Annotated in this window: 28 protein-coding genes and 1 pseudogene; 11 read left to right on the top strand and 18 right to left on the bottom strand. The window is 45.4% G+C overall.

The window, feature by feature from the left end:
- Positions 1-128 precede the first annotated feature (128 nt).
- Positions 129-554: a MarR family transcriptional regulator gene (locus tag C5I45_RS09300; RefSeq protein WP_003153639.1), complete on the top strand. Its 426-nt coding sequence runs from the start codon at positions 129-131 to the stop codon at positions 552-554.
- 50 nt (positions 555-604) lie between these two features.
- Here C5I45_RS09300 and C5I45_RS09295 read toward each other — a convergent pair whose 3' ends face one another.
- The 5 genes from C5I45_RS09295 to ilvA all read right to left on the bottom strand — a co-directional run bounded on the left by C5I45_RS09295 (position 605) and on the right by ilvA (position 4,303).
- Positions 605-1,168: a YpmS family protein gene (locus C5I45_RS09295; protein ID WP_024085511.1), complete on the bottom strand. Its 564-nt coding sequence runs from the start codon at positions 1,166-1,168 to the stop codon at positions 605-607.
- 9 nt (positions 1,169-1,177) lie between these two features.
- On the bottom strand, positions 1,178-1,933 hold the full coding sequence (locus tag C5I45_RS09290; RefSeq protein ID WP_025852507.1) for an SGNH/GDSL hydrolase family protein: 756 nt from the start codon (positions 1,931-1,933) through the stop codon (positions 1,178-1,180).
- Positions 1,934-2,010: 77 nt separating this feature from the next.
- Entirely contained in the window at positions 2,011-2,592 is a 582-nt protein-coding gene (locus tag C5I45_RS09285; protein WP_032861527.1) for an SCO family protein, read from the bottom strand.
- Positions 2,593-2,690: 98 nt separating this feature from the next.
- The gene (locus C5I45_RS09280) at positions 2,691-2,942 is read right to left on the bottom strand and encodes a DUF2535 family protein (RefSeq protein ID WP_015388089.1); all 252 of its coding nucleotides are present in this window, start codon (positions 2,940-2,942) and stop codon (positions 2,691-2,693) included.
- Positions 2,943-3,034: 92 nt separating this feature from the next.
- Positions 3,035-4,303, bottom strand: coding sequence for a threonine ammonia-lyase IlvA (gene ilvA / locus C5I45_RS09275; protein WP_003153629.1), 1,269 nt, complete (start codon positions 4,301-4,303; stop codon positions 3,035-3,037).
- A 184-nt stretch (positions 4,304-4,487) separates the two neighbouring features.
- On the opposite strand from ilvA, the gene C5I45_RS09270 reads away from it, so the two are divergent.
- The gene (locus C5I45_RS09270) at positions 4,488-5,480 is read left to right on the top strand and encodes a sigma 54-interacting transcriptional regulator (protein WP_003153626.1); all 993 of its coding nucleotides are present in this window, start codon (positions 4,488-4,490) and stop codon (positions 5,478-5,480) included.
- Positions 5,481-5,496: 16 nt separating this feature from the next.
- Positions 5,497-6,135: a PAQR family membrane homeostasis protein TrhA gene (gene trhA, locus C5I45_RS09265; protein ID WP_003153625.1), complete on the top strand. Its 639-nt coding sequence runs from the start codon at positions 5,497-5,499 to the stop codon at positions 6,133-6,135.
- Between the two features lie 41 nt (positions 6,136-6,176).
- On the opposite strand, the gene C5I45_RS09260 is transcribed toward trhA, so the two are convergent.
- The 10 genes from C5I45_RS09260 to C5I45_RS09215 all read right to left on the bottom strand — a co-directional run bounded on the left by C5I45_RS09260 (position 6,177) and on the right by C5I45_RS09215 (position 14,628).
- The gene (locus tag C5I45_RS09260; protein ID WP_025852515.1) at positions 6,177-6,800 is read right to left on the bottom strand and encodes a lysophospholipid acyltransferase family protein; all 624 of its coding nucleotides are present in this window, start codon (positions 6,798-6,800) and stop codon (positions 6,177-6,179) included.
- Between the two features lie 15 nt (positions 6,801-6,815).
- A complete protein-coding gene (locus C5I45_RS09255; protein WP_012117807.1) occupies positions 6,816-7,301 on the bottom strand; it encodes a dihydrofolate reductase in 486 nt (161 codons plus the stop codon).
- Entirely contained in the window at positions 7,298-8,092 is a 795-nt protein-coding gene (locus C5I45_RS09250) for a thymidylate synthase (protein ID WP_003153622.1), read from the bottom strand. The genes C5I45_RS09255 and C5I45_RS09250 overlap by 4 nt, the downstream gene beginning before the upstream one ends.
- A gap of 99 nt (positions 8,093-8,191) precedes the next feature.
- Complete coding sequence (locus C5I45_RS09245; protein ID WP_003153621.1) at positions 8,192-8,800, bottom strand: YpjP family protein; 609 nt, start codon at positions 8,798-8,800, stop codon at positions 8,192-8,194.
- Between the two features lie 262 nt (positions 8,801-9,062).
- The gene (locus C5I45_RS09240) at positions 9,063-9,833 is read right to left on the bottom strand and encodes a class I SAM-dependent methyltransferase (protein WP_025852520.1); all 771 of its coding nucleotides are present in this window, start codon (positions 9,831-9,833) and stop codon (positions 9,063-9,065) included.
- A gap of 39 nt (positions 9,834-9,872) precedes the next feature.
- Complete coding sequence (locus C5I45_RS09235; RefSeq protein ID WP_003153619.1) at positions 9,873-10,307, bottom strand: BrxA/BrxB family bacilliredoxin; 435 nt, start codon at positions 10,305-10,307, stop codon at positions 9,873-9,875.
- Between the two features lie 81 nt (positions 10,308-10,388).
- Positions 10,389-12,065 (bottom strand): dihydroxy-acid dehydratase, encoded by a 1,677-nt coding sequence (gene ilvD / locus C5I45_RS09230; protein WP_007409524.1) that lies wholly within the window; start codon positions 12,063-12,065, stop codon positions 10,389-10,391.
- A gap of 261 nt (positions 12,066-12,326) precedes the next feature.
- Complete coding sequence (locus C5I45_RS09225; protein ID WP_003153614.1) at positions 12,327-13,457, bottom strand: conserved virulence factor C family protein; 1,131 nt, start codon at positions 13,455-13,457, stop codon at positions 12,327-12,329.
- A 68-nt stretch (positions 13,458-13,525) separates the two neighbouring features.
- The gene (locus tag C5I45_RS09220) at positions 13,526-14,134 is read right to left on the bottom strand and encodes an HD domain-containing protein (protein ID WP_003153612.1); all 609 of its coding nucleotides are present in this window, start codon (positions 14,132-14,134) and stop codon (positions 13,526-13,528) included.
- An 11-nt stretch (positions 14,135-14,145) separates the two neighbouring features.
- A complete protein-coding gene (locus C5I45_RS09215) occupies positions 14,146-14,628 on the bottom strand; it encodes a glutathione peroxidase (RefSeq protein WP_015388087.1) in 483 nt (160 codons plus the stop codon).
- A gap of 284 nt (positions 14,629-14,912) precedes the next feature.
- On the opposite strand from C5I45_RS09215, the gene metA reads away from it, so the two are divergent.
- The 4 genes and pseudogenes from metA (at position 14,913) to cspD (ending at position 17,607) form a co-directional block, all read left to right on the top strand.
- Positions 14,913-15,818: a homoserine O-acetyltransferase MetA gene (gene metA / locus C5I45_RS09210; RefSeq protein WP_014305265.1), complete on the top strand. Its 906-nt coding sequence runs from the start codon at positions 14,913-14,915 to the stop codon at positions 15,816-15,818.
- 224 nt (positions 15,819-16,042) lie between these two features.
- A complete protein-coding gene (locus C5I45_RS09205) occupies positions 16,043-17,185 on the top strand; it encodes a diglucosyl diacylglycerol synthase (RefSeq protein WP_003153606.1) in 1,143 nt (380 codons plus the stop codon).
- Between the two features lie 94 nt (positions 17,186-17,279).
- Positions 17,280-17,391 (top strand): annotated as a pseudogene (locus C5I45_RS19660) (hypothetical protein); the annotation flags it as partial.
- A 15-nt stretch (positions 17,392-17,406) separates the two neighbouring features.
- Complete coding sequence (gene cspD / locus C5I45_RS09200) at positions 17,407-17,607, top strand: cold-shock protein CspD (protein WP_003153604.1); 201 nt, start codon at positions 17,407-17,409, stop codon at positions 17,605-17,607.
- A gap of 51 nt (positions 17,608-17,658) precedes the next feature.
- Here cspD and C5I45_RS09195 read toward each other — a convergent pair whose 3' ends face one another.
- On the bottom strand, positions 17,659-17,841 hold the full coding sequence (locus tag C5I45_RS09195; protein ID WP_003153585.1) for a hypothetical protein: 183 nt from the start codon (positions 17,839-17,841) through the stop codon (positions 17,659-17,661).
- 161 nt (positions 17,842-18,002) lie between these two features.
- On the opposite strand from C5I45_RS09195, the gene C5I45_RS09190 reads away from it, so the two are divergent.
- Positions 18,003-18,260, top strand: a complete 258-nt coding sequence (locus tag C5I45_RS09190; protein ID WP_003153583.1) for a DUF2564 family protein — start codon at positions 18,003-18,005, stop codon at positions 18,258-18,260.
- A gap of 26 nt (positions 18,261-18,286) precedes the next feature.
- Here the strand turns inward: C5I45_RS09190 and C5I45_RS09185 are convergent, their stop codons facing one another.
- Both C5I45_RS09185 and C5I45_RS09180 read right to left on the bottom strand, forming a co-directional pair.
- A complete protein-coding gene (locus C5I45_RS09185) occupies positions 18,287-18,469 on the bottom strand; it encodes a zinc-finger domain-containing protein (protein WP_003153581.1) in 183 nt (60 codons plus the stop codon).
- 2 nt (positions 18,470-18,471) lie between these two features.
- Positions 18,472-19,143: a ribonuclease H family protein gene (locus C5I45_RS09180; protein ID WP_024085518.1), complete on the bottom strand. Its 672-nt coding sequence runs from the start codon at positions 19,141-19,143 to the stop codon at positions 18,472-18,474.
- 81 nt (positions 19,144-19,224) lie between these two features.
- On the opposite strand from C5I45_RS09180, the gene C5I45_RS09175 reads away from it, so the two are divergent.
- From C5I45_RS09175 to sspL, 3 genes are read left to right on the top strand one after another with little or no spacing between them, the layout of a single operon-like run.
- Complete coding sequence (locus tag C5I45_RS09175; RefSeq protein WP_003153578.1) at positions 19,225-19,905, top strand: queuosine precursor transporter; 681 nt, start codon at positions 19,225-19,227, stop codon at positions 19,903-19,905.
- Positions 19,906-19,911: 6 nt separating this feature from the next.
- Positions 19,912-20,304, top strand: coding sequence for a reverse transcriptase-like protein (locus tag C5I45_RS09170; protein WP_003153577.1), 393 nt, complete (start codon positions 19,912-19,914; stop codon positions 20,302-20,304).
- A gap of 51 nt (positions 20,305-20,355) precedes the next feature.
- Positions 20,356-20,484 carry a small, acid-soluble spore protein L gene (gene sspL, locus C5I45_RS09165; protein WP_003153575.1) on the top strand — a complete coding sequence of 43 codons (129 nt, stop codon included), beginning with the start codon at positions 20,356-20,358 and terminating at the stop codon, positions 20,482-20,484.
- The last annotated feature ends 4 nt before the right edge of the window (positions 20,485-20,488 follow it).

The following is a 20,488-nucleotide window of genomic DNA, read 5'->3' as shown; positions in this document are numbered from 1 at the left end:
ACGGGTGCCCTCCTTTGTTCATACGTGGTATTATTATATTATAGCATGTATAAACAGAATAAAAATAATTCTGCTTTCAGGGGAAGCTGAACGAATGCCACGCTGACTACATATTGGAGGTTCATGATTTGAAAGTAAGGACACAAATGATGTATGATATGGAAGCTTTGCTTCGAAAAGTGTTTAAACAAATCAGAAATGAAGTTAATGAAATTCTAGATAAAGAGCTGTCCAGGAACGAATTCACCATTTTGCGGATTCTCAGTGAACAAGGGCCTAAAAAAGTAACGGAATTTGCCCCCATTCTTGAGGTCTCCGCAAGCCACATTACCGCAGTGACCGATGCTTTAGTAGAAAAGGAATGGATCACCCGCATCCGTTCTAAAGAGGACAGGCGAATTATCAGAATCCATATTACGGAAGCCGGGGAGAAAATTGTCGATCATTTCAACCAGAAAAAAACAGAATACTTTTTTAAACGGTTTGACTGCTACTCTGATGAAGAGCTTGCAACGTTAATCAAACTGTTCAGCAAGCTAGACAAAAAACGCTGACACGAAAAAACACAAATCCCTGAAAGGATCTGTGTTTTTTTTATGAAAACTTATTGTTTCGGATGATAATAGGAAAATTCAATTTCATCCGTGTCGAGATTGATTTTATCCGCTTTTACATACATGCCGTTGTCTAAAGGCATTTCTGACAGACGGATCTCGATGCTTTTATCCCCGGAATGAACGTGCACAAATGACGGGAGTTCATAAAAGCTGTCCATATAATTCAGCACAAAGCTGATCGGCAAGCTTAATTCACCTAATGAAAACTTCGTCACTTTCAAAACCACATCTCCGTTCTCCTGTACGGACGGTTCAAATGTGACGACCGCGTTAATGGAGGTTGAGAATGCTTTGATTTTACCTGCCACGTGCACATCGTTATTGATGTCCACTTTGTAGTCAAGCTGATTCGATGCCTTCTCTTTTAAGTACGAATTCACAAACCTGGCAAGAGATTCTTTCGAGCTTGTGATATGAAAGCCGTACTCACTTTTTGTCTGATCTTGTATTTTCGTCTGTTCTCCCGGCATAACCAATAATGTCACAATTACCGCGGCGGCAATCACATTGAGTGCGAGAAGAACAAAAAACAGCGATTTCCATTTTTTCATCATTTCACCCTATTCTGCTGGTAACCCTTGTTTTTCTATGATGCCGTATAATCGGTCGGCGATGAGTGCATACCCTTTTGCGTTCGGATGAAAATCATCATCCTTTGAAATCCGTCTGCTGCCGCTTTTTTGACTGAACAAGTCTTCAACATTCACCGCAGCGGCGTGAGGATCTTTTTCCAGCTCTTTTGCGGCGATCTTGTTCCAATCCGTCACAACCCCATTAATTTCTTTTAATTCAGGCAGCGTAAACGTGAATGGATTATACATGCTGACATACACCAGCTCTGCGTTTTCATTATATTTGCGGATTTTTGAAATGATCGTCTTGAACCGTTTTTCAAAAGGTTTCTCTTCCTTTTGGAACGGCTGAACCGTCAGCTGCATCATATTCTGGCGGAGCACCTTCATTAAGTCATTGCCGCCGATGGTAAAAAAGATATAGTCGGCGCTCCTTAATGATTTCTGCACTTTTTTATTATCAAGCTTTTTCAGCAGGTCTGACGTTTTGTCGCCCTGCACCGCATAATTTTTAATATCTACCGTTTTCACATGTCCCTTTTTCTTAAGAGACTCCGCTGTCTTGCCGACGTATCCTGAACCGTCAGGATCTCCTACTCCTTCAGTCAATGAATCACCGACCGCAGCTATGACAATATGATCTTTCGTTTTCGGTTCTTCAGCGTCAAAACCGGTGCGCTGGACAGAACAAGCTGATAAAAGCAAAGCCAGTCCGGCGATCAATGAGAACATTCGCAGCTTCAATCTGGTTGCTCCTTCCCCGTCTACTAGTGGAAAGTGTAACATGTTTTTTCAGTTTTGAAAATGTCTAATCTGCCAGTTTACTTGAGCTCCTCAGCCGCTTTGACATCTGACAGGATATCATCATACGGAACCTTCTGCACGCCGTCATAATCTTTAAGCACCTTGCCGTCAGGTCCGACTAAATAAAAAGAAGTTTGATGTATGACCTGGTCCTCTCCCTCCGGCTTTTTGACGATTGCTTTAAAGCTGTTCATCGCAAAATCTTCAATGTCCTTTTGGCTGTAACCGGTCAGAAAATCCCAGTTGCGAAGCGAAAGCGGATATTTGGAAGCAAAGGCTTTCAGCTGTTTCGGCGTATCATTTTCAGGATCTACACTGAATGACACAATCCGCACGTCCAGGTTCTCAGCCTTCAGTTTTTTTTGCAGTTCGGTCATGTGGGCCGTCATCGGCGGACAGACTGTATTACAGTTTGTAAACATAAAATCGGCAATCCAGACATGCCCCTTCAGGCTTTTCAGTGACACTGTTTTCCCGTCTTGGTTCTGATATGAAAACGGCTCAATCTGATAGTTCAGCGGGTCTTTTATCGTTTTCCCCCCGCAGGCGCACAAGAGCAGCAAACAAAAGACGGCAGCGAAGCTTTTCATTTTTTTCATTACCATTCCCCCCATAGATAAAACGCTTACAGCGTTCATCATAAAAAAATTCCCGCACCCTCCCTTATCAAAAGGAAGGCGCTAAGGAATGTGCACCGTTATGCGTTATGTTTTAAAATCTCTTGGCTGAAAACGGCCTCATAATCTTTCCACTTCATACGGCGCTTGACATATTGTCGGAATGAATACACTGTTCCCACACTTTGTGAAGCAAAAACTTCTCTCAAATAAAGCTCAAGGTGCTGATGAATTTGAAAAAAATATTGTTCACCTTCCGTGACAACCGGTATTTCTGTCACTTTTACCTGAATCCCGTCCTGTCGTTTGAACTCTAGGCTTTTGAGTAACAAGATATCAATCCTTCTTTTTCGATTGTTTTCTTTTTATTATATACAATCTGAGAAAGCGTGTCTGTCATTTTGCGCGGCCGTTCTAAAAAAAGTCAGATTAACAGGTGGAACAGATCCTGATCTTTATTCACCTCTACGTAATGAAATCCTTTTTGATTCATCCGGGCAATGAGCGCGCCGTAATCTTCCCGATGCTTAAGCTCAATGCCGACCAATGCGGGGCCGCTGCTTTTGTTATTTTTTTTCGTGTATTCAAACCGGGTGATGTCATCATCAGGACCGAGCACCTCATCAAGGTATTCGCGAAGCGCTCCCGCCCTTTGCGGGAAATTAACGATAAAATAATGCTGCAGCCCCTCGTAAATCATGGAGCGCTCCTTCATCTCCTGCATTCTGCCGATGTCATTATTCCCTCCGCTGACCATGCAGATGACGTTTTTCCCTTTAATCTCTTCTTTGTACAGATCAAGTGCTGACACGGACAATGCACCCGCCGGTTCAGCCACGATGGCGCATTGATTATATAATTCAAGAATCGTGCTGCACACTTTTCCTTCCGGGACAAGCAAAACGTCATCGACGACGGTTTCGAGCGTTTGAAAGGTTTCAGCGCCGATTTTTTTTACGGCAGCCCCATCGACAAATTTATCAATTTTCTCAAGTTCAACCACTTGTCCGGCTTTTTTCGATTCAAAATAGGAGGCTGCGCCCTTCGGCTCTACCGCTATGATTTTTGTATCCGGCGAGATGTTTTTCATGTACGTGCCGAGCCCGGACAGGAGTCCTCCTCCCCCTACGCTTGCAAAAAGAAAATGCGGTTCGACGTCAATGTCATTTAAAATTTCGATGGCAGCCGTTCCCTGTCCGGCCATGACATCGGGATCGTCAAACGGATGAATAAACGTGCGGTTTTCTTTTTCACAGCATTCCGCAGAACTCTTATACGCATCATCGAAAGTGTCACCCGTCAATATGATTTCAACAAATTCTTTTCCGAACAGTTCCACTTGGGATACTTTCTGTCTCGGTGTGGTTGACGGCATAAAAATCTTGCCGTGAATGCCGAGGTGTTTGCATGAAAACGCAACCCCCTGCGCATGGTTTCCCGCACTTGCGCATACAATTCCGTTTTCAGTCTGCTCTTTTGAGAGCTGCCTCATTTTATTATAAGCCCCTCTGAGCTTAAATGATCTGACTACCTGCAGGTCTTCTCTTTTCAAATAGATATTGCAGCCATACCTCTCAGAAAGTCTGTCATTCCTCTGCAAAGGCGTATGTATCACAACGTCCTTTACGTTTTGGTGCGCTTTTAAAATGTCTTTTACCTGGATGAGAGAGTCTTCTTTAAGCAACGGTTTCATTTACAGAGTCCTTTCTTATTTAAATCCCTATTTAATATGCCATTATAACATGAATATTCAAACAATAAGATAATTATTTTAATTTTGTAAATAAAAATAAATGAACCGATACAAGAGAAAAAGATATTTTCGATCGCATAAACGTGTTATACTTAAACCAATTAGAACCAAAAGGAGCCAATTTATGAGTGTAATTGAACAAACTGATCCTTTTTATCAGCTAGCCGGCGAACATCACACCTTTTCAGAAGCGAAACGATTGGCCTCGCAATTTGCCTTATCTGATTTGCCGGTCTTCATAACGGGTGAAGTCGGAACCGGAAAAAAACAAATGGCCAGAGCGATCCATCATAAATCCCGCAGAAACAGCGAACTATTTATTACCGTTCACTGCAGTCAAAGCGAAGAGCGGCTCGAATATGAACTGTTCGGCGCTGAAGGCGCATTAAACAGGGCCCGCCGCGGAACATTATTCTTATATGAAATCGGAGACATGCCGCTCTCGGTACAGGCCCGCCTTCTTTCCGAGCTGGACGCCGGGCTTTCCGCCCGCATCATTGCAAGCAGCACGGCGAATCTTGGCGATACCGGCGCGGAAAACACGTTCAGCATAGATTTATTTTACAGGCTTCACGTGTTATGCCTTCCGCTCCCTGCTTTATCTGAACGAAAAAGCGATATACCGCTTCTTCTGCAGCATATGCTGACAGCCTCGGGGCAGCATGTTCATATCGATCCGTCCGTTTATCCGCTGTTTGAGCGGCACACCTTTAACGGCAACATCAGAGAACTTGAAAATGCGGCGCACTATATGGCCGCGGCAGCATCCGGCAGCACGATTTATCCCGAGCATGTCCCGCCGTATATCAAAAACAGCCAGAAAGCGAAAACCGCTAAGAAAAAAGAAAAACGGCTGACATTGATGGAGAAAGAAGAGTTTTTGTTTATTTTGGAAGCAATTAAAGACTTAAATACAAAAGGCGAACCCGCCAGCAGACGGAGCATATCCGAATTAAGCGAAAACAGCACAATGACATTAACGCCCCAGCAAGTCAGAAACAGGCTTGATTACTTAGAAAAGATGAACTATGTGACAAAAGGCCGGGGACGCGCAGGAACAAAAATCACATTAGAAGGGTTGACCTTTTTGCAGTCACTGCAAAAACAAATCCTTTAAAAAGGAGGACATTTGATTGTTTACAATAAAAGAAGAAATCGCAAATGCCGTCACACACGGAATCGGTGTATTGCTGTCGATTCCGGCGCTTATTTTTCTCATTATCTTTGCGGTGAAATACGGCTCGCCGACAGACATCGTCAGCTTTTCCATATTCGGCGCTTCAATGCTCCTGCTGTATCTCAGCTCGACTCTTTTGCACAGCATCCAGCATAAAAAAACGAAAGACATTCTTGAAATTGTGGATCATTCCGCGATATACGTATTAATAGCCGGAACATATACGCCATTTTTATTAGGACCCCTTAAAGGGGCGCTCGGTCTGACCCTTTTAATTATTGTTTGGTCGCTTGCCATCGGAGGCATCGTGTTTAAAATCTTTTTTGTGAAGCGGTTTATCATTTTTTCAACGCTTGTCTATTTAATGATGGGCTGGCTGATCATCATCGCCATTAAACCGCTGTACGCTTCGCTGTCAGGTCCCGGTTTCGGCCTTCTTCTTTTCGGCGGCTTATTGTATTCCGCCGGCACAATATTTTATATTTGGAGAAAAGTTCCGTATCATCACGCCATTTGGCACAGTTTTGTTTTAGGCGGCAGCGCCTCGATGTTTTTCTGTATTTTGTTTTATTGCGTCAAAGTTCCCTTTATCTGAAATAAAAAAGCACAGCCTCTCGTATAGAGACTGTGCTTTTTTTATGCACGGAGCCGTTTCTGACCGGCCGGATAATAAGCGGGCTTTATATGTAATTCAATGTCAGCCGGTTTCAGCCGTTTCAATAACCTGCCCCGCAGCAGCCGGTCTGTTCCCGAAGTGCTGACAGGCACAATCGGGAGATCGAAACGAAGGGCCAGTTCCTCCGGATTGATTTCGCCGTCTTCGGACAGAATCAGACTTTGCCCTTTTTGCAGCCGGACTTCCGCCTCCTGAAGCACTGCATCCCGGCTGTCTCCGCCACAAATGACACCCATCAGACGCAGCCAATTTCCGAGAAACGGCATCCGGAAAGCTTTCTCGCCAGCGATAAAACCAGCCGGCTCTTCAAGATGTCCCGCAAGCAGCAGAAGATCAGCCGGGCGCAATCTGGGATGCACATACAATACGGGGCCGTCCGGTATCGGCTGATCATGATGAATGCCGATTGCCGATCCCGACACGTCAATGCAGCCTCTCATAAAGGCTTTCGGCCGCTCATACACCAGCCTCATCTGTTTTTGAAAAGAGAGCCGCGGGTCAAGCTCTTTTTGATTGATATATTCCTGAATATTTTTCATGAACATAAATACAACGTAAATCACAAGGCAGCCGTAACGAATCAATTCTTGTCCCCCTGCTTAATTCTTTTTCTCGTATACAAGGTACTCATAATCGTAAGGGTTTTTTTCATCTTTTACTCCCTGTTTGCGGGAGGTCAATTCCCATTCAGCTTCATTAAATTCCGGAAAAAAACGGTCTCCTTCAAAGACATGGTGAATTTTTGTCATGTAGAGTCTGTCCGCATAGGGAAAGAGCGCACTGTACAGCTGGGCGCCGCCGATTACAAAGCATTCTTCATCCGCCGGGATCAGCTTGAGCACTTCCTCAGCCGAGTCGGCGGTAATACAGCCCGGGAATGAAGATTCGTCCCGTGAGGTTACAACGATGTTCCGCCGGTTCGGAAGCGGGCGTCCGATTGATTCAAACGTTTTGCGCCCCATTACAATGGTGTGACCCGTCGTCACTTTTTTGAAATATGCGAGATCATCGGGAAGGTGCCAAGGCAGATCGTTATCTTTTCCGATCAGCCGGTTCTCATCCATCGCAAAAATAAACGAAATCATACGCTGACAGCTCCTTTTATGTGCGGATGCGGGTCATAATCCTCAATGATAAAGTCTTCAAACGTAAAATCAAAAATAGAATCAACATTTCGCGCAAACCGCAGTTTCGGCAGCGGACGGACATCCCTTGTCAGCTGCAAATTCACCTGCTCCACATGGTTTTGGTAAATGTGGACGTCTCCGAATGTATGAACAAACTCACCCGGTTCAAGTCCCGTCACATGCGCGATCATCATTGTTAAAAGCGCATAAGACGCAATATTAAACGGCACGCCGAGAAAGACATCCGCTGAGCGCTGATAAAGCTGACACGACAGTTTTCCGTCCGCGACATAAAACTGAAACAGGCAGTGGCAGGGCGGAAGCGCCATATGATCAATTTCGCCGACATTCCAGGCGCTGACGATTAAACGTCTGGAATTCGGGTTTGTCTTGATGTCATGAATCAGCCGGGAGATTTGATCAATGGTCTCGCCGTCTGCTCCGCGCCACGAACGCCATTGAGAGCCGTAAACCGGTCCGAGTTCTCCGTTTTCATCCGCCCATTCGTTCCAGATGCGGACTCCGTTTTCCTGAAGGTAGCGGACGTTCGTATCTCCTTTTAAAAACCAAAGCAGCTCATGCGCGATGGACTTAAAATGGAGCTTTTTCGTCGTAAGCATCGGGAAACCTTCCTGAAGGTTAAACCGCATTTGGTAGCCGAACGTGCTGATCGTACCCGTTCCCGTACGGTCTCCTTTTTTTTCTCCGTTTTCTAACACATGACGGCACAAATCTTTATATTGTTTCATTTTTTTCATCCTTTTAAAGTAGTCTTTTAGTAGTGTAACACAATAAAAAATCATTTCTGCAAAATTTCTCAGAAATGATTTTTTTATTTCTTCTCGCTATTACACGCTCATCCAGTCAGGCGGCGTATTGCGGTCCCAGTAAATGCTGCCGAGCTCATGATGTGATTGAAATCCGTCTTCAGCGGTATGGTAATGAAAATTAAACCAGTAGCCGTCTTGCGGAGGATGATCCCGGCGGACGTGGAACCTTAAAAGATCTTCCCCTGTCAGCCTGTTATACACATGAAAAATTTTTTCAGTTTTTCCGGCCGACGGTTTACTGGAAATAACCACATCCTGATACGCTTCATCATCTTGAAACTTGGCTAAATGTCCTGTGATGACATCTTCGATTTTCGGCAGAATTTCACTTCTGTAATCATCTTCAATGACCGGAGAGATTTTGCTGCCGAATTTTAAAAATGATTGATTTTCAGCATCACCGAGAAGCTGCTGCTGATACGATTGAAACAGTAATTCAGGCTCCCGCCCTGCCTTCGCTTCTCCCGTCAGGGCATGTTCATCATAAAAAGCGGTGTAATCATTCTGCTCAAGACTGCTCGACTGTCCTGAAGGCTTGTCTGTCATCAAAGCAGCCGGAGGAGACACGAGTCCGAACGTTACAATGGTAAACAGAACCACAAGGGTCTTTTTCATCCACAATTTCATGATAGATTGTTCCCCTCTGTTTTATTGTCCTCTTTTCCTTTATTTTAGCATAGATTAAAGCGCGGCGTCATGTCCGGCACCGTATTATCATGCAATATGGGAAATTGGTAACTGTGACCGAGCGGATAAACCGCTTACAATAAGAAGGAGAAAAAGGAGGAGATGAGATGATTAACGCTTTATTTGCGACTGTATCACTTCTCACGCTGCTTTATTTTGTCGTTATGGAAATCACTGATTAACGAAAAAGAAGCCCATGATATCATGAGCTTACATGGATGACACCGAAGTGGAAAAGCGCCGTCTTTCTTTTCAGCACCTTGAAGCCGTATCGTTCAAACCGCGGGCTTTTCCAATGGTCTTTAAGCACTACGCATTTTTTCGCCGCCCGGACGGCTTGCGTGATGCACTCTTCGTTAAAACCCTCTTCTGCCAGCGCGCGGAGCGGTGCAATGCCGTCTGACGTTTCAACAGGTTCGTGAAACATCGGGTCAAAATAAATGACATCTACCGATGAATCAGGGAGCTCCCGCAAATAATCGGCGCAGTCGGCATGTTTAACCTGAATGCGTTTCATGGCGGTTTGGAGCTGCTCCATTTCGGTTTCCCACGTTTGAAGTCCTGTTTCTACAAGCAATGAGACAAGCTTGTTTTTCTCCAGGCCGATGACTTGTCCGCTTTTTCCGACTGCCAGGCTTGCCAAAATCGCATCGGATGCCAGGCCGAGCGTACAATCTAAAAAGGAATCCCCCTCGCGTAATCCGGCTGCTTTTAACAACGGCTCGGCTTCCCCTCTCAGAAACCGCTTTGCGCGGAACATCGCTGTATTCGGGTGAAAAAAGAACTTCTCCCCTTGCTTCGTGTAAAGTTCGAACCGTTCCTTTCCGATGACTAAAAGATCGCTAGCGGCTCGTTCCAGCATTTTTTCAATGGGCTGTTTATTGCGGCTGCAGTAAGTGTCACCCAGCCTGACACTGAGTGACTGCGCTGTGTGTATCGTGTATTCGCTTGGTCTGTAACTCGTTGTGATCATCTTTTTCTCCAAAAAGAAAATGCCCGGAATTTGGGCATTTCAGCAGTGCGCATCGAAGGCATCCGTCAGATTTTTCATAATTTCCTCCATGTCATGCCCTTCGATTTCGTGGCGGGGAATAAAATGAACGACCTCTTTCCCTTTTAACAGCGCCATTGATGGCGAGGAAGGTTCCTGCCCCGTAAAATATTCACGCATTTTTGCAGTTGCGTCTTTATCTTGACCGGCAAATACGGTAACCGTATGATCAGGCGCTTTTTCATGCTGTAAAACAGCCTGAGTCGCAGCCGGACGGGCGAGACCGGCTGCACAGCCGCACACGGAGTTGACAACGACCAATGTCGTGCCCTCTGCCTGTTCCATAAAGCTTTCTACTTCTTCAGCAGTCGTTAATTCCTGAAAACCCGCACCCGTCAGCTCACGGCGCATCGGCACGACCAGCTGGCGCATATATTCTTCATAAGCCATTGACATAAAAAAGCCCCCTCTAAAATCCTTATATGAAGTCAAGGATACTATAGAGGGGGCCGGAATTCAATTGTTCAGGCCTCTGTTTTATATTTTCATGATTCCGCCTGTATTGGCGCTTGTTACGAGTTTGGAATACCGGGCCAGATATCCTGTTTTTACTTTCGGCTCGAAGCCTTTCCATTCGGCCTTGCGTTTTTCCCATTCTTCTTCAGGCACTTGTACGTCCAAAATCCGTTTTTCTATGTCAACGATGACATGGTCGCCGTTTTCTACGAATGCGAGCGGGCCGCCTTCAGCCGCTTCAGGTGATACGTGCCCGATTGAAAGACCCCGGGACGCTCCTGAAAAACGGCCGTCTGTAATAAGCGCCACTTTCGGGCCAAGCCCCATCCCGACAATCTGAGACGTCGGAGCAAGCATCTCCGGCATGCCCGGTCCGCCCTTTGGCCCTTCATAACGGATAATGACAACATCTCCTTCTTTTACTTTGCGGTTTATAATGCCTTCAAGCGCGGCATCCTGGGAATCAAAGACGACAGCGGGGCCTTCATGTCTTGTAATCCCGTCCTGTACGCCGCCTGTTTTGATAATGGCGCCGTCCGGAGCCAGATTCCCAAACAGGACGGCCAAACCGCCTTTTTCGGTAAACGGATTGTCAAGCGGATGAATCACGTCATAATCCTTTACTTCATGACCTGCAATTGTTTCTCCGAGTGTGCGGCCTGTTACAGTCAGCGCGTCAAGATGAAGCGCCCCTTCTTTTTTCGCCAATTCATTAAGGGCCGCCGAGACTCCTCCCGCTTCGTGCAGATCTTCAATGAAGACATCCGAGGCCGGCGCCAATTTCGATAAGTGAGGCACCCGTTCAGCCACTTCGTTAATGCGTTCTAAAGAGTACTCAACCCCAGCTTCATTGGCAAGCGCAAGCGTATGTAGCACTGTGTTGGTTGAGCCGCCGAGAGCCATGTCTAACGCAAAGGCGTTGTCAATCGCTTTTTCGGTGACAATATCGCGCGGCTTAATGTCTTTTTTGATGGTCTCCATCAATTGGGCCGCTGATTTTCTCACAAACTCTCTTCTCTCCGGTGAAGTTGCCAGAATTGTTCCGTTGCCCGGAAGCGCCAGACCGAGCGCTTCAGACAGACAGTTCATGGAGTTTGCCGTAAACATACCTGAACAAGATCCGCACGTCGGGCAGCCGAACTGTTCCAGCTCCTGCAGGTCGCTTTCACCGATTTTCCCGGCTTGATATGCGCCGACGCCTTCAAATACTGAAGAAAGCGAAATTTTGCGGCCGTCGCTTGTGCGGCCGGCTGCCATCGGCCCCCCGCTGACAAAAATGGTCGGAATATTAATCCGCATAGCCGCCATCAGCATTCCCGGCGTAATTTTGTCGCAGTTCGGAATGCAGACCATTCCGTCAAACCAGTGCGCCGAGACGACCGTTTCAACTGAATCGGCAATGATTTCACGGCTCGGCAGTGAATATCTCATGCCGATATGCCCCATCGCGATTCCGTCATCTACTCCGATCGTGTTAAATTCAAAAGGCACACCGCCCGCTTCCCTGATTGCTTCTTTTACGATTTTTCCAAATTCCTGCAGGTGAACATGCCCGGGAACGATATCGATGTATGAATTACAGACCGCGATAAACGGCTTGCCGAAGTCTTCTTCTTTTACGCCGGCAGCGCGAAGAAGGCTGCGGTGCGGCGCTCTGTCAATTCCCTGTGTGATCATGTTGCTGCGTAATTCTGCCATGGTGATCCCCCTACTGTTTTTAGACTGTGCAATATTTTTAAAATTTTCAGTTTATTCTAGGGCGCGTTCTGCAAATTACCTGTTTACAGCGTCTTTGCCCTGTCTCGCTTTTCTATTCTTTCTGTATTTCGATAAAAACCCTCCAACAATTAATATTGTACTTACTATATAGAGTTTTGAATCATTTTTCAACAATATTCTAAATAATTTTTATAAAAAGTGAATTCAAATAAAAAAGGTGCATGGCGCACCTTTTTGTTGTCACTGTTCTTTTTTTCTGCTTTCAGTCATCTGTTTCCAGACTGAACCTTTCGCCTCTTCTCCGTGCTCAATCCGTTCAATCGCCATTTTGACTTGCAGGCTGACTTCGAATTCCGGATCGTCTTCCGCCGCTTTTAATGCTTCCAGCGCGCTTTCATCGCCGACTTCATATAAAAACATGGCCGCGCGCCAGCGCACGAGCTTGCTTGAGTCACTGAGCGATTTCATCATAGCCGGGATGGCGCTCGCATCGCCGAGATCCGACAGACAGTCACCCGCCGTCCTTCTGACCGTCACCGTTTTGTCTTCAAGCGCTTTGTATAACAGCGGAAGCACAGACGGCTTTTCGATCATTCCCAAATAAACGACGGCTTGTCTTCTGATCGAAGTCTTCGGATCATGCAGCGCCTTTTCCAATACTGGTAAATCGTCTTCATCCGGATCCATTTGCTCAAGATGGGCATAGCGCTGTTTCCAGTCTTCATCATCGAGCATTTCCAAAGTCACTTTATAAGCTTTCCGCTGCACTGCCGGTTTGGCCTCACCCTTTTGCTGTACGGCTGCTTCTGTCAGGCGTTTGAGCCGCTCATCACTGTAGGCGGCCTGAAGCTCTTCTGTGACATCGTGTCCGATTTCGGTAAAATCCCCGAAGCGCACGCCTTGTTCTTTCCAAGCCCGCTCAAATACAACATTTGAAGCTTCGGAACGCAGCTTTAAGATGGCTTCTTGGAAACGTTCCGGAAGGCCGAAGCGCTCTTCACGTTCGCCGTCCGTCAATTTGACCTGCATCGGGATTCCGCTGAACATTTGTACGAAAACCTTCACTTCACCGAACGATTCCTGTTCAGAACGGCTCTCAGACTGCTCTGTATGTTCCATTCCGAAAGCGGAACGGACCTGAGGCAGAATGTCCTTCCAGTCAAAACGGGCGTTTCTCTCCACAGCCAGGAAATCGGCAACGTGATAAACACCCTTTACTCCTTCAATGTTTAAAATATCACGTACGACGGCCGGAGCATCATCTGCCTGATCAGGCTTGTAATTGTTGCTTTTCCCCGCCGGAAGCTCTTCAGTCAAAATCACTTTCATCGTGTTCGGACTTGGCGTCGGTTCTATTGATTTAATCTTCATATTGGTCCTCCTATGCGCAATCTGACACTTATTCTAACATAGTCGGCACAAGCGTTCTATTGCGCCGCTTAGCTTTTGCCGATGCCGGCCTCTTTTTGGATACGGGCGGCGAACTGCAAAAGAAATTGATGCCGCTCCTCTGCTAAACCGGCTCCCGCTTTTGTATTCATTAAGCCTTTAAGCTTGATTAATTTATCCTCTATATGGGCCAGTACACTTGTTTGAGTTCCGTACATCGGGTGACCCTTCGCCCCGGCAAACATAAAAGCCCTGCCGATGCCCGCTGCGCCGATCGCATCAAGCATGTCTGCATCCTGAACAACTTTCCCCTCCAATGAAAGCGGCCGCTTTATCAGGAGTTCCCTGTGTCTGAATGACATTCTCGTGATGATATCCGCGATCTCCTCAATGGAGCCAGCCGCAATGTTGAAAGCAGCCAGCCGTTCTGTCACTTCGCCTGCCGTCAGCCTTTCGCTTTTTTCGAGCTTGGCGTCAATCAGATCATGAACCAGCGCGGCCGTCTCAGTGATAAATAAGTCGGCGCCTTCTTCTTTTGCCATATAAACAGAAAGTGTTGCGACCCGGGAAATATGAAGCCAGTCATGGCCCGTACGTTCATTGATAAGCTTTTCTCTGACCCAATTCCTGACGCTTTCCAGCTGCTCTTTTTCGTTCACCGTATCACCTCTTATCGGGCCAAAAGCCTCTGCACCGTATCTTCAAGCTCTTTTGGGTTGACGTTCGGTGAAAAACGCCCGTTGACTTCACCGTTTCGGTCCACGATAAACTTAGTGAAATTCCATTTGACCGCTTTTGTGCCGAGCATCCCCTTCGCCTGTTCCGTCAGATATTTGAAGAGAGGATGAGCGTCTGCCCCATTGACATCAACTTTCGCAAACATCGGGAATGTGACTCCGTAGTTTTTCACACAGAACTCTTGAATTTCCGCTTCGTTTCCAGGTTCTTGGTTCATGAATTGGTTGCAGGGAAATCCCAATATTTCAAGACCTTCCTCCCGATATGTATCATAGAGCTCCTGAAGCTGCTTGAGCTGGGATGTAAACCCGCATTTGCTTGCTGTATTCACAATGATCATCACCTTGCCTCTGTAAGCCGATAGCGTCATGTCTTCGCCTGTTATGGTCCGTACGTTTATATCGTAAATTGTCATCTGCGGCCCTCCTTTTTACATTCTTCATTTATTTTACCTGTTTTACACTGCAAAACAAACTGTAACCGCTTTTTCCTTCCACTTAACGGAAAACGTTTTTTTCGAGGAACCAAACGGCTCTTTACCCGTCATAATAAAAGAGCCGCTCCGAATTTATACCCATTTGCCGCTTTTATCCCTGTCATTATGCGTTAAATGCGGTTTATTACGCCGGGATGGATTGAAAAATGGCTTAAAAATTTCTATAATGAAGAAAATTAACGGGGAATAACGGAGGTGGCATGTTGCCTATTAATATACCAAATCACCTGCCCGCTAAGCAGGTGCTTGAAAGTGAACACATCTTTGTAATGGATGAAAGCCGGGCTTTTCATCAGGATATCCGGCCGCAGAAGATCGTGATTTTAAATCTGATGCCGAAAAAAATCCAAACGGAAACCCAGCTCCTCAGGATGCTTGGGAATTCACCTTTACAAGTTCACTTTACGTTTTTAATTCCGAGCACACATACTCCAAAAAATACGGCAAGGCAGCATCTGGATGAATTTTATACGGATTTTTCCAGCATCCGCCACAAACGGTTTGACGGAATGATTATTACCGGGGCTCCGATTGAGCACCTGCCGTTTGAGGATGTTTCTTACTGGGAAGAATTGAAGGAAATCATGGAATGGAGCAAAACGAACGTCACTTCAACACTCCATATCTGCTGGGGCGCTCAAGCCGGTTTATACTATCATTACGGCATTGAGAAAGTGGAGCTGCCGAAAAAAATCTTCGGTGTGTTTGAGCATACCGTTCTTAAAAAACATGAGAGATTGGTAAGAGGATTTGACGAGCTATACTATGTGCCACACTCACGGCATACAGATATTAATACGGAGCAGCTGCAATCGGCTTCGGATCTGAATGTGCTCAGCGTTTCAGAGGAAGCGGGGGTCTGTTTAATCGTTTCAAAAGACGAAAAACAGATTTTCTTAACGGGTCATCCGGAATATGATACCGATACGCTGCTTCAGGAGTATGAGAGAGACATAGAGAGAAATCTTTCAAACGTAGAAGCTCCTAAGCACTATTTTGCGCCCGGCGGGAAAGAACCTGTTAACCGCTGGAAAGCTCATGCAACGTTATTGTTTATGAATTGGCTGAATTATTACGTATATCAGGAAACTCCGTATGAATGGGATTAATTTTTGTTTTAAGTGATACGGTGACAAAAATATGATAAAATACTTTTGATTCAGTATGCGTATAACAAAACTTTAAAATAATGGAACATATCAATTAAATTTAGTTTAAATATGTTGCCGCGCTTATTATAAAATGATGCACTTGTGTTATGTTTATCTATAGACAATAACTCCTTACGATGCATGAAGCTTGCTTGTTGTTGATTACATTGAGGTGAATTTACTTGAATACCAATAAAAAAGTATTAATTTTGACTGCAAATTACGGAAACGGGCATGTTCAAGTGGCCAAAACGCTCTACGAACAATGTCTGCGTCTCGGCTTAGATGTGACGGTTTCCAATTTGTATCAAGAGTCAAATCCGATTGTTTCAGAGGTTACTCAATACCTTTATTTAAAAAGCTTCTCAATCGGGAAACAGTTTTATCGTTTGTTTTATTACGGAGTTGACAAAATCTATAATAAACGCAAATTCAATATTTATTTTAAAATGGGAAATAAACGTTTAGGCCAGCTCGTCGAAGAGCATAAGCCGGACATTATTATCAATACATTTCCGATGATTGTCGTACCGGAATACAGACGGAGAACCGGAAAAGTGATCCCGACGTTCAACGTTATGACCGATTTCTGCCTTCACAAAATCTGGGTTCATGAAAATGTTGATAAATATTATGTCGCCACAGATTACGTAAAGGAAAAACTGATTGAAATCGGCACTCACCCGAACAACGTAAAGATCACAGGCATTCCCATCAGGCCTCAATTCGAGGAATCGATGCCGAAAGAGCCGATTTATAAAAAATACAATCTCTCTCCCGACAAAAAAGTTCTTCTTATTATGGCGGGAGCGCATGGTGTGCTGAAAAACGTAAAAGAACTGTGCGAAAATCTCGTTCATGACGATCAGGTGCAGGTTGTGGTGGTATGCGGCAAAAACAGCTCGCTGAAAGAATCCCTCAGCAGCTTGGAAGGTGACAATGCCGACCGGCTGAAAGTGCTGGGTTATGTAGAAAGAATTGACGAGCTGTTCCGTATTACGGACTGCATGATCACAAAACCAGGCGGCATCACACTGACGGAAGCGACGGCGATCGGCGTACCCGTTATTTTGTACAAACCGGTTCCCGGACAGGAAAAGGAAAACGCCATTTTCTTTGAAGATCGCGGTGCGGCTGTCGTGGTCAACCGCCACGAAGAAATTTTAGAGTCTGTCACCTCCCTTCTTGCGGATGAGGAGAAGCTGAACCGGATGAAGAGCAATATTAAAAGCCTTCACCTCCCCAACTCTTCTGAAGTCATTTTGCAGGACATTATAAAAGAATCTGAAATGATGGCCGGGAAGGCGGATATGGCATTATCGTAAAAGAAAAGCACACGAACGATTCGTGTGCTTCTTGTTTTTTTCCGGTTAAGCTTTGTTACTGGAAAAATAAAGATAAAAAATAGGGAGCGGCCGCTTGACGCCCGCTCCCATATGGTGTATAGTTGAACCATCATTTAACAACGTTTACATACGTACGGTTGGATGATGACAAAATTTTTTTTAGCACGAAGGTGCTACAGTACTAGGAGGAATTAAGCAATATGCAAAACGGTAAAGTAAAATGGTTCAATAACGAAAAAGGATTCGGCTTCATCGAAGTTGAAGGCGGAGACGACGTATTTGTTCACTTCACTGCTATCGAAGGAGAAGGATACAAATCATTAGAAGAAGGACAAGAAGTTTCTTTTGAAATTGTCGAAGGTAATCGTGGACCTCAAGCTTCTAATGTTGTAAAACTCTAAACTCAATACATGTTGATCAGATGACAAATAGAGGAGAGGCGTATGCCTCTCCTATTTGATTGCCGTCTGAATCTCAATTGCGACAAGATTCTGCTTACAGCGCTGCTCGATTTCTTCAATTTGTTTCTCCATTGACGGCATTCCTTTTTTCGCCATTTCCGCTAAACTTCCCAAATCACCGTATATTTCTTTAAATGTCTGCTGAAGGATTGTTTTTAAATCATTATCATTCACGGCTGGTTTTTCCCTTCTCTCCCAAGATACCCTGAATAATAGTAAATAAGCCCTAATTAATCAGGTTCAATAGTTATATCGGCTTATTTTCTATATTTTTTTCTATTTTCCGTACATATTTCTAAAAAAAATCTCCAAACTATTTGCGGAGGTGTTTTTTAATGGACTCTGAATTTTTTCCAAACGGACTGACGGATAAACGCCAGCTTGAATTAGCGGTGGAAACGGCCCAGAAAACAACGGGAGCGGCTACCCGGGGCCAAAGTTCAACTTTGGTGGAGTCTGCTTACCAGGCGATTCAGGATGCCAGAACGATGTCACAATCCAGTGAACTGCAAGCTCTCGACCAGGATTTTCTGCAAAAGCAGCGAATGCTTCTCGACGATTGCCAGCATCAGCTTGATGAATTCGAAAAATAAAACCGCAGAAGCTGCGGTTTTATTTTTTATTGATTTGTCAGCACCTTGCCGTAGGCTTTCAGCTTCTCCCCCACCGTGCATTGGTTGATGCAGAAAGAATGAGCGTGCGTTTTTCCAAACTCTTTGCGGAAATGCTTTTTTACGAAACAGTCTTTGCAATATTCATCCTGAAGCTCTGTCAATTCTTTATAAATGCTTTTTTTATCCAATATCAGTCATCTCCGTTACCTTCTAATGTTATGCGGCTTTCAATCTGCCGGTCCGAGAGAATTTTTCTGGCAAGGTCATCCGCTTCTTGATTTTCCTTTCGGTTTACGGCTTCATATGTCGGTGTCAGCTTTAAGGATTCGAGCAGCGCTTCAATTTTATCCAGCCATTCGTTTTGCGTTTCATCATAACACGGCCAGCTGCCGTCAAGCTGATGCAAAACGACGAGGGAATCCCCTCTTATCGTGATTGAATTTCTGCTTGCGCCAAGTTCCTGCACTTCCTTAAGCGCTTCGTACAAAGCGGCATATTCCGCCTCATTGTTCGTCTGAAGCGTTAAGCTTTTGTTTTTCCGTATGCGATGCCGCTTGCCGCCGAGAGAATAATACACGACAATTCCGAGTCCGGCGCGTCCGCTTGTTTTGTCAAAGCCGCCGTCGAAATACACTGTAATGTCGTCAGGTTCGTACGCAAGTTCTTCAGTAAGCTTTTCTAATTCTTTAAGCGTCCAGCTCGCGCCTTTTTCATCCTCAAAATAAATGTCTTTTATATAAGGAAAGCGGCTGACTTCTCTTGCAAGCATGCGCGCTTTCGGAACGGTCAGCCAATCTTCGGAAAAAAACGCGACAGGGCCTGTTCCTTTTGCTTCTATTTCGATATACGGCTTAAGATTCATTGAAATCACCTTACCATTCATTAGTTGACGGGCGTGTGCTATAATCAAACCATTCTCAAATTGAAAGGAAGTCAGCAGGTTTTGTTTAACGATGTGTTATGGATCTTATTTGCGGTCATTCATTTTATCATTGTTCTTCTGTTTTATAAAGGATTTGGCAAAACGGGCCTATTCGTATGGATCGGTTTCGCCACGGTGTGCGCCAACTTGCAGGTTGTCAAAACAGTTGAGCTGTTCGGGCTTACGGCGACACTGGGAAATATCATGTACGGCACCGTTTTCTTCGCAACGGATGTGCTGAACGAAAAATACGGTCCCCGGGAAGCGCGCAAAGCCGTCTGGCTCGGCTTTTCCACTTTGCTCGCTTTGACATGCGCCATGCAGGGGGCTCTTTTATATAAACCGGCTGCGTCAGATATCGCGCAGCCTGCCCTTGAGACGATTTTCGGTTTTCTGCCGCGTGTTGCGCTCGGAAGCCTCTTGGCTTTTATTTTCAGCCAAACGATAGATGTTTATGTATATTCAGCCATTCGGAGAATCTTTCCTTCAGACAGGCTTCTCTGGCTCAGAAACAGCGGAAGCACGGCGCTCAGCCAGCTGCTGGATACATTTATCTTCACTGCCGTGGCCTTTATCGGCGTTTATTCCGCGGGCGTATGGTTCAGCATCTTTATTTCGACTTACCTGATTAAATTTGCGGTATCACTCATTTCTGTCCCTTATGCGTATGCGGCAAAACGAATGACACCGAAGGGAGAGTGACGGATGATGCCTGCTGAAATTTACGTGGACGGTGCAAGCGCCGGAAACCCGGGCCCCTCCGGTATCGGTATTTTTATTAAACATGACGGGAAAACAGAATCTTTCTCAATTCCGATCGGCGACCATTCAAATCAGGAAGCTGAATTTCTCGCTTTAATTGAAGGAATGAAGCTGTGTGCCGCCCGCGGATTTGAGTCCGTGTCATTCCGGACGGATTCAGATATCGTGGAGCGGGCCGCGGAACTTGAAGCGGTTAAAAACAAGGCTTTCCAGCCGTTTGTGGATGAAATCATCCGCTTAAAGGCCGGATTTCCATTGTTTTTCATTAAGTGGATTCCCGGCAGACAAAACCAAACAGCCGATCAGCTCGCAAAAAAAGCGGTCCGGCTGAATAAATAACCGGAATGAAATTGCGTTTCACTGTTCATCCTACAAATGAGGTGAACAGCTATGAGAAAAGAAAATAAAGGCCGTCTGACCGGGGGCGTGAATCCTCAGGGAAATATGGAAGGAAATGCGCATAAAGACCCGAAATCAGCCCTTGAAAACAACGCAAAAAAAAGCAATACAAAACGCTAGAGGG

This window comes from Bacillus sp. ZY-1-1, from assembly GCF_003047165.1.
GTDB lineage: Bacteria > Bacillota > Bacilli > Bacillales > Bacillaceae > Bacillus > Bacillus velezensis.
This window is presented reverse-complemented; position numbering and strand designations above follow the sequence as displayed.

Coding starts and splice junctions, on each gene's coding strand:
- C5I45_RS09295 (WP_024085511.1), bottom strand. CDS start 1,168: ATGAAAAAATGGAAATCGCTGTTTTTTGTTCTTCTCGCACTCAATGTG.
- C5I45_RS09285 (WP_032861527.1), bottom strand. CDS start 2,592: ATGAAAAAAATGAAAAGCTTCGCTGCCGTCTTTTGTTTGCTGCTCTTG.
- ilvA (WP_003153629.1), bottom strand. CDS start 4,303: ATGAAACCGTTGCTTAAAGAAGACTCTCTCATCCAGGTAAAAGACATT.
- C5I45_RS09270 (WP_003153626.1), top strand. CDS start 4,488: ATGAGTGTAATTGAACAAACTGATCCTTTTTATCAGCTAGCCGGCGAA.
- C5I45_RS09255 (WP_012117807.1), bottom strand. CDS start 7,301: ATGATTTCGTTTATTTTTGCGATGGATGAGAACCGGCTGATCGGAAAA.
- C5I45_RS09250 (WP_003153622.1), bottom strand. CDS start 8,092: ATGAAACAATATAAAGATTTGTGCCGTCATGTGTTAGAAAACGGAGAA.
- C5I45_RS09245 (WP_003153621.1), bottom strand. CDS start 8,800: ATGAAATTGTGGATGAAAAAGACCCTTGTGGTTCTGTTTACCATTGTA.
- C5I45_RS09240 (WP_025852520.1), bottom strand. CDS start 9,833: ATGATCACAACGAGTTACAGACCAAGCGAATACACGATACACACAGCG.
- C5I45_RS09235 (WP_003153619.1), bottom strand. CDS start 10,307: ATGTCAATGGCTTATGAAGAATATATGCGCCAGCTGGTCGTGCCGATG.
- ilvD (WP_007409524.1), bottom strand. CDS start 12,065: ATGGCAGAATTACGCAGCAACATGATCACACAGGGAATTGACAGAGCG.
- C5I45_RS09225 (WP_003153614.1), bottom strand. CDS start 13,457: ATGAAGATTAAATCAATAGAACCGACGCCAAGTCCGAACACGATGAAA.
- C5I45_RS09215 (WP_015388087.1), bottom strand. CDS start 14,628: ATGACAATTTACGATATAAACGTACGGACCATAACAGGCGAAGACATG.
- cspD (WP_003153604.1), top strand. CDS start 17,407: ATGCAAAACGGTAAAGTAAAATGGTTCAATAACGAAAAAGGATTCGGC.
- C5I45_RS09190 (WP_003153583.1), top strand. CDS start 18,003: ATGGACTCTGAATTTTTTCCAAACGGACTGACGGATAAACGCCAGCTT.
- C5I45_RS09180 (WP_024085518.1), bottom strand. CDS start 19,143: ATGAATCTTAAGCCGTATATCGAAATAGAAGCAAAAGGAACAGGCCCT.
- C5I45_RS09170 (WP_003153577.1), top strand. CDS start 19,912: ATGCCTGCTGAAATTTACGTGGACGGTGCAAGCGCCGGAAACCCGGGC.
- sspL (WP_003153575.1), top strand. CDS start 20,356: ATGAGAAAAGAAAATAAAGGCCGTCTGACCGGGGGCGTGAATCCTCAG.